Consider the following 6543-nt stretch of genomic DNA (forward strand, 5'->3'; position numbering starts at 1 on the left):
TCGGCGGCGGATGCGAGGCGTCAGGCCGCCGGAACCGGGTACTGCTTCCGCAGGAACGTGACGATCTCGCCGAGTTCGGCCTGCGCGATCGAGTGGCCCAGCCCCTCATAGATGCGCTCGGTGAGGGTGCAGTGCCCCGGCAGCCAGGCCTGGGTGCGTGCCACCGCTGCTTCGGGGATCACCGGGTCGAGCGTGCCGCGGCCCCAGAACACGGGCGGCTTCACCTGGGCCAGGCGCGCATCACCCGGATGCGTGCCGCCGGCGATGAAGCCCGACAACTGCACCGCGAATGCGAACCGTTCCGGCGCGTGCCGCATCAGCTGCAGGGTCATCGCGCCACCCTGGGAGAACCCGAGCAGGCCGATCGAAGTGGGCTGCTCCGGCAGGGCGTCCAGCCACTCGAGGATCCCGAGGGCGGCCGCGTCGAGGGCGTCACCGACCGGGTCGCCGGGCACGTCGATCGGGAACCACGACCAGCCCTGCCCGGCCGGCAGTGGGGCCCGCAACGCGGCGATGGACGGCTGCAACGGGAGGTGCGGGGCCAACGAGAACAGGTCGCCCTCGTGGGAGCCGTAACCGTGCAGGATCAGGAGCAGCGGCCGCCCCACCCGGTCGGCGGCCGCGGCCGACCACAAAACGGCGTCCGGGTCGATCGTCGCGGGCCTGATGCTGCTGCTGTCCATGGGTCAAGCCTACGGTGCCTCCCCGCCAGCGAACCGTGGGCACGACCCCGAAAAACCGGAGAACCCGGGGCTGTTCTTCCGGCTCGGCGGCGGCTTGGGATGCATCCGGGCGCGCGGTGGGACACAATGAACTATGAGCGTGCGCACCCCTGACCCCGACCCGGACTGGACGAATGGTGGGGATGATGCTCCGCCGCCCAGCACCAACCCGGGCTGGCTGACCGACGTCGAACTCGCCGAGATCCGCCAGCGGCTGCCGCTGCTCTACGTCGAGGCCGTGCCCGTGCGGGTCGACGGACTGGGTCAGGTCGTCGAGGTCGGCGTGCTGCTGCGCGCCACTCCGGAGGGCAAGATGACCCGTACCCTGGTCTCCGGACGGGTGCTCTACGGCGAGACCCTGCGCGACGCGCTGTTCCGCCACCTCGAGAAGGACCTCGGCCCGATGGCGTTCCCGCAGCTGCCGCCAAGCCCGGTGCCGTACTCGGTCGCCGAGTACTTCCCGATGCCCGGCATCACCGCCTTCACGGATGACCGCCAGCACGCCGTCTCGCTGGCCTACGTCGTGCCCGTCACCGGCACCTGCGATCCCCGCCAGGACGCCCTCGAACTTACCTGGATGACCCCGGAAGAGGCGGCGACGGACGCCGTCTCGGCCGAAATGGAAGGCGGCCGCGGCGGCCTGCTGCGGATGGCCCTGGCCTCGGTCGGCGCCCTGCGCTGACGCCGCTCACCCCCTCCTCCCGAACCGTGAGCCCCTACCCGGGGGCGGACAGGCCCAGCGTGTCGAGGAACAACCGCACGTAGCGCGGTGCGTCCACGTCGAGGGCCACCTCGGCAATTTCCCAGGTGCCGGCTGTGCCGTGCACGATGTCTTCGCCCACCCGGCGGCGCTGGTCGACGATGGTTTGACCACGGCCGTATCCGGTCAGCTCCACCCGCACGGGCAGCAGCCGGGTCGCCAAGGCCTCCGGGTCCACCAGCGCGCAGAGCGCGCCGGCGTCGCCGATCAGCCCGGAGTACTCGGCCGAGCCGGACTCACTGCGGGCCACCCGGTTGGCCAGCAACGCGCCCACCACCCGGCCGTAGGCGGAGTCGCCGGCCTCCAGCGCGGCGGCCACCTCGCGGTCTACGCTCACCTGGTTGAAGACATCCAGCCCGTACATGAAGGTGGGGATACCGGCATCCAGCACGATCGCAGCCGCTTCGGGGTCGTGCCACACGTTGAACTCGGCCACGGCGGTGGCGTTGCCGGTGCTGGCCGAGCCGCCCATGAACACGATGCGCTCAATGTTCTCGGCCAGGTCGGGGTACTGCCGCAACAGCAACGCCAGGTTCGTCTGTGGTGCCAGGGCCACCAGGGTCACCGGGCGGGGGCTGTCGGTGATCAGCCGGCGCATCAGCTCGATGGCATTCACCGGCTCGGGTGTGCGCTCGCCCGGCGGCAGGTGCACCGTGCCCAAGCCGCCCTCGCCGTGAACGTGCGACGCCGAGCGGGCCGGCGAGATCAGCGGCCGGCGGGCGCCGGCGGCCACCGGGATGGCGGGCGCGCCGGCCACGTCGAGCACGCGCAGGGTGTTCTCCACGACCCGCTCGAGCGAGGCGTTCCCGGCGACGCAGCTGATGCCGAGCACCTCGATGTCGGGGTGCGCAACAGCGAACAGGATGGCGAGGGCGTCATCGACGCCGGTGTCGACGTCGAGGATGATGGGAATCGTAGGCATCGGCCCAGTTTATCGGCGGCCGGCCGCAACCTATTCCGTGGGCACCAGGTGCATCTCGCGCACCAGCCGTACCTCGTGGATCGGTTCGCCGAGGATCTCCTCGTCCTTCTCCACACCGTCGGGCACGTAGCCGTTGCGGGTGTAGAAACGGTGGGCGCGGGGGTTGTCGGCGGCCACCCACAGGTAGGTGGGGCCGGGGTCCACGACTGCGTCGAAGAGCTGCTGGCCGATACCGGTGCCGTGGAAGGCATCCAGCAGATAGATGAAGTACAGCTGGTGCGGGGTGGGCTTGCCCTCGTCCCGGCCGGGGCCGCTGCCGGCGAAGCCGACGATCTCGCCGTCGACCTCGGCGACCACCTGGCGGTAGTCGGGTCCCTGGACGGTGAAACGGCGCCACATGGCGGTGAAACGCTCGGGATGCAACTGGGCGAGGACGGCCTTGCTGAGCAGGTGGTCATAGGTCTCGTGCCAACAGGCCGCGTGGACGCGGCCGAGGCTTTCGGCATCCGTCTCGGTGACGGGCCGAACAACAACGGTGGTGTTCATACTTCGACCCTAAGCCCGGCCGGCCCCCGTCCCTGACCATCGCCCGCACCGCGTGCCCCGCGCGGCGCCCCGGACCGCGGCCCATGGGGCCATTAACCGCGGCACGGGCCGGCCCCCGGAGGAGCCGGCCCGTGCGGGTCGTGCGGATGCTGCCGGGCGCTTAGCCCTGCGCGCGGCGCGGAGCCGAGCGGCGGGCGCCGCCACCGGTGGAACCGGAGCCGCGAACCAGGCCGCCGACCTGCAGGCCACCGGAGCGGCCGGAGCCGCCGGAGCCGCCGGTGCGGGGGGCGTGGCTGCGACCGGCCGACGCCGGACGCTCGCCGCGCTCGTGACGCGAACCACCGGCGGCAACAGCGTCGCCGCCACGGCCGCCGCGGCCACCGGAGTCGCGCGAACCGCGGCCGCCGTTGTCACGGTCGTCACGATTGACGCGCTTGCGCTGGGCGTTGGCGCCCTGCGAGCGGCCGCCCTGCGACTGGCCGTGCGGCTGCTCGACGCGCGGAACCGGCTTGACGTACGCGGCCACGTCGCCGGTGAGGGCGATCACGGCGGGGGAGTTGGCGTTGACCCGCTGCGGGGTCACCGTGATGGCGGCCTTGCGCAGGAGTTGGTCGGTGTCGCGCTTCTGTGCGGGCAGCACGATGGTGACGACGTCACCGGCGCTGCCGGCGCGGGCGGTGCGGCCCGAGCGGTGCAGGTACGCCTTGTGCTCGGCGGGCGGGTCCACGTGGATGACGAGCTCGATGTCGTCCACGTGCACGCCGCGGGCGGCGACGTCGGTGGCGACGAGCACCTTCACGGTGCCGGCGCTGAACGCGGCGAGGTTGCGGTCACGGGCCACCTGCGACAGGTTGCCGTGCAGGTCAACGGACGGGATGCCTGCGTCGGTGAGCGCCTTGGCCAGCTTCTTGGCGTGGTGCTTGGTGCGCATGAAGAGGATGCGGCGGCCGGAGCCGGACGCGAGCTTCTCGATGAGCTCCTTCTTGCTGTCGGCGCCGTCGACCTCGAACACGTGGTGGGTCATCGCGGAGACGTGGCTGGTGGCCTCGTCGACGGAGTGCAGAACCTCGTTGTGCAGGAACCGGCGCACGATCTTGTCCACGCCGTTGTCGAGCGTGGCGGAGAACAGCAGGCGCTGGCCGCTGGAGGGGGTCTTGTCCAGGATGCGGGTGACGACGGGCAGGAAGCCCAGGTCGGCCATGTGGTCGGCCTCGTCGAGCACGGTGATCTCGACGGAATCGAGGTTCACGAAGCCCTGCTTCATGAGGTCCTCGAGGCGGCCGGGGCAGGCGACGACGATGTCGACGCCGGCCTTGAGCGCGGCGACCTGGCGGTTCTGCGAGACGCCGCCGAAGATCGTGGTGGTGTTCAGGCCGTAGGCCTCGGCCAGCGGGGTGAGGGCGGCGGTGATCTGGGTGGCCAGCTCGCGGGTCGGAGCGAGGATCAGGCCGAGCGGGCGGCCCGGGCGACGCTTGCCGCCGGCGAGCTTGCCGCCGAGGCGCGACACCATCGGGATGGAGAACGCGAGGGTCTTGCCGGAGCCGGTCTTGCCGCGGCCCAGGACGTCGCGGCCCTTGAGGGTGTCGGGCAGGGTGTCGACCTGGATCGGGAACGGGCTGTCGATGCCCTGCGAGGTGAGCACGGCAACGAGGGGAGCGGGCACGCCGAGCGCGCCAAAGGAAGTTTCAGACAAAGTGGTGCCTTTCGGGCATCAGACCTCACTCGAACCGTTCATCGCGAGAGCGAGAGCCGGAGCCAGGAGGATTCACATGGCGAAGGTGCCGATGGGCACATCCGTTCGCCGTAAGAAAGTTTCATTCGGAAATCGAGCGGGCTGCACAGCCGTGAAAGTCTTACTCGCACGTGCGGCCATCAATAAGAAGAGGGCGTTCTACGACGCAGTGAGCGCAACTACGAACTCACAAGTAGGTCTACTCTAGCGGATGCTGTCAAGCTTCCCAAGGAGGAATCCGCCTAAAAGCGCGGTGACCGGGACTTTCGGCCTCTAGTCCCTGGGCGTGTGTAGCTCGCCGACCGGGATCTCGACCGTGACGATGTTGCCGGCCTGCGGCAACGGGCAGGCCCACATCGGGTCGTACGCGCAGGACGGGTTGTAGGCGAAGTTGAAGTCGAGAATCAGGCTGTCGTCGCCGGCGCCGGGGCCGAGGTCGGCGCCCTTGACGGTGTCCAGCAGGTAGCGGCCGCCGCCGTAGGTGCCGCCGGGCTTGCCGGCCAGGGAATCCTTGAGCGGCAGGAACAGGCCGCCGGCGTAACTGGCCAGGCGCCACACGTCCAGCGAGCCGATGTACGGCAGGCGGACGGAGCCGATCAGGTCGAACGGGACCACGCCGTCGGTGCCGGTCTCCACCTTGATGCGGTGCGGCTCCTCGGTGCGATGCACCTCCACCTCGAACCGCCAGTCGGGGTCGTACGCGGCCACGGTGAGGCCGGTGAACGCCGCCCGGTCGTCTGGTAGCAGGGGAGAGGCGGGATGGCCGGCGAAGAGTTCATCGCGCCCGGAGCGCCAGAGCTCGTGGCCCGCGGCGGGCGAGCGCACGCTGAGCTGGCGCACGCCGCCGTAGAGGCCGAACACACGGCGGCGCCAGTCGGCGATCTGTAAGGCTCCGATGGTTGTGCTCATGGGTTCAGGCTAACCCGTCGCCCTCCGTCGGCGGCTCGGCCGCGCCAGCGGCAACGAACGCGGGGTCGTCGGCGCCCAGGTCGTACCGCCAGCTGGGGGCCAGGGCCTTGAGCTTGCGCATCCGCAGCTGCCAGAACGCCCACAGGCCCGGCCACACCGCCAGGGTCGCCGGCCCGGCGGAGAAGATCAGCTGGTCGCGGTAGAGGGTCTTGCCGGTGCCGGCCGGGTCGGGGGAGATGGCCATGCTGTGGTCCCAATGTGTGATCCCGGCCATCAGGCCGGACACCCCGTTGCCGGTGTCGCGGACGATCCGGACGCCGGTCTTGTTGGTGCGCATGTTCAGGCGGATCATTTGTTCCCCCAGGGGCAGCACGCCCAGACCGCTCATGGCCACGGGGTGTTCGCCGGGCTCCCACTGGGTGGGGAACCCGGTGGTTTCGAGGGACTCCACGCCCATCAGCGGGCCGCTCACCTCGCGGAACACGGCGGGGCTGGCCAGCGCCCGCCAGGCGGCATCCGGCGGGCAATCGAGGATCTCTTTCAGCAGTACGCGCATGACCCCAGTCTGTGGTGTCGGGGTGATGCACTACAACTAGTACCTGATGATTCGGTATTGGCTCGGCGTGGTGCAGCAGGAATACGTGCTGCGCAGCGTCGCCATGGGCCTGGCCCAGATGAACTACGCCGCCCGCGACACTCTCGAGAGCATGAACGAGTCCGACGGGCTGGTCTACTACTCGCCGAAGACCGAATTCGAGGGCGAGCGGCTGCGCCAGTTCACCGCGATCGGCTACGTGAGCGACAACGTGGTGGTGCAGGTGGGCGACTCCGGCAGCGAGTACCGGCCGTGGCGGCGCCGGGTGGCCTACGACCCGGATGCCGTGCCCGCGTCGATCCGGCCGCTGCTCACGGTGCTCGACCTCACCCGCGACGACCCCGACTGGGGCCGGCA

The 6543-nt window shown here is 70.4% G+C and carries 8 protein-coding genes; 2 read left to right on the plus strand and 6 right to left on the minus strand.

Annotated features, from left to right (window positions below; genetic code table 11):
• Positions 1-20: 20 nt before the first annotated feature.
• Complete coding sequence (locus tag JWP54_RS09245; RefSeq protein WP_297370789.1) at positions 21-683, minus strand: dienelactone hydrolase family protein; 663 nt, start codon at positions 681-683, stop codon at positions 21-23.
• A 133-nt stretch (positions 684-816) separates the two neighbouring features.
• Between JWP54_RS09245 and JWP54_RS09250 the strand changes: the two genes are divergently transcribed.
• Positions 817-1404 (plus strand): NUDIX hydrolase family protein, encoded by a 588-nt coding sequence (locus JWP54_RS09250; RefSeq protein WP_265400085.1) that lies wholly within the window; start codon positions 817-819, stop codon positions 1402-1404.
• Between the two features lie 34 nt (positions 1405-1438).
• Here JWP54_RS09250 and JWP54_RS09255 read toward each other — a convergent pair whose 3' ends face one another.
• The 5 genes from JWP54_RS09255 to JWP54_RS09275 all read right to left on the minus strand — a co-directional run bounded on the left by JWP54_RS09255 (position 1439) and on the right by JWP54_RS09275 (position 6147).
• Positions 1439-2404: a nucleoside hydrolase gene (locus JWP54_RS09255; RefSeq protein ID WP_297370793.1), complete on the minus strand. Its 966-nt coding sequence runs from the start codon at positions 2402-2404 to the stop codon at positions 1439-1441.
• A gap of 30 nt (positions 2405-2434) precedes the next feature.
• Entirely contained in the window at positions 2435-2950 is a 516-nt protein-coding gene (locus tag JWP54_RS09260; RefSeq protein WP_297370795.1) for a GNAT family N-acetyltransferase, read from the minus strand.
• Between the two features lie 160 nt (positions 2951-3110).
• On the minus strand, positions 3111-4643 hold the full coding sequence (locus JWP54_RS09265) for a DEAD/DEAH box helicase (protein ID WP_297370797.1): 1533 nt from the start codon (positions 4641-4643) through the stop codon (positions 3111-3113).
• A gap of 312 nt (positions 4644-4955) precedes the next feature.
• Positions 4956-5591 carry a DUF1684 domain-containing protein gene (locus JWP54_RS09270; protein WP_297370799.1) on the minus strand — a complete coding sequence of 212 codons (636 nt, stop codon included), beginning with the start codon at positions 5589-5591 and terminating at the stop codon, positions 4956-4958.
• 4 nt (positions 5592-5595) lie between these two features.
• The gene (locus JWP54_RS09275; protein WP_297370801.1) at positions 5596-6147 is read right to left on the minus strand and encodes a hypothetical protein; all 552 of its coding nucleotides are present in this window, start codon (positions 6145-6147) and stop codon (positions 5596-5598) included.
• 46 nt (positions 6148-6193) lie between these two features.
• Here JWP54_RS09275 and JWP54_RS09280 point away from each other — a divergent pair.
• On the plus strand, positions 6194-6543 hold a 350-nt coding region (locus tag JWP54_RS09280), incomplete at its 3' end, for an EVE domain-containing protein (RefSeq protein ID WP_297370803.1).

The organism is Cryobacterium sp., from assembly GCF_025463825.1.
Lineage (GTDB): Bacteria > Actinomycetota > Actinomycetes > Actinomycetales > Microbacteriaceae > Cryobacterium.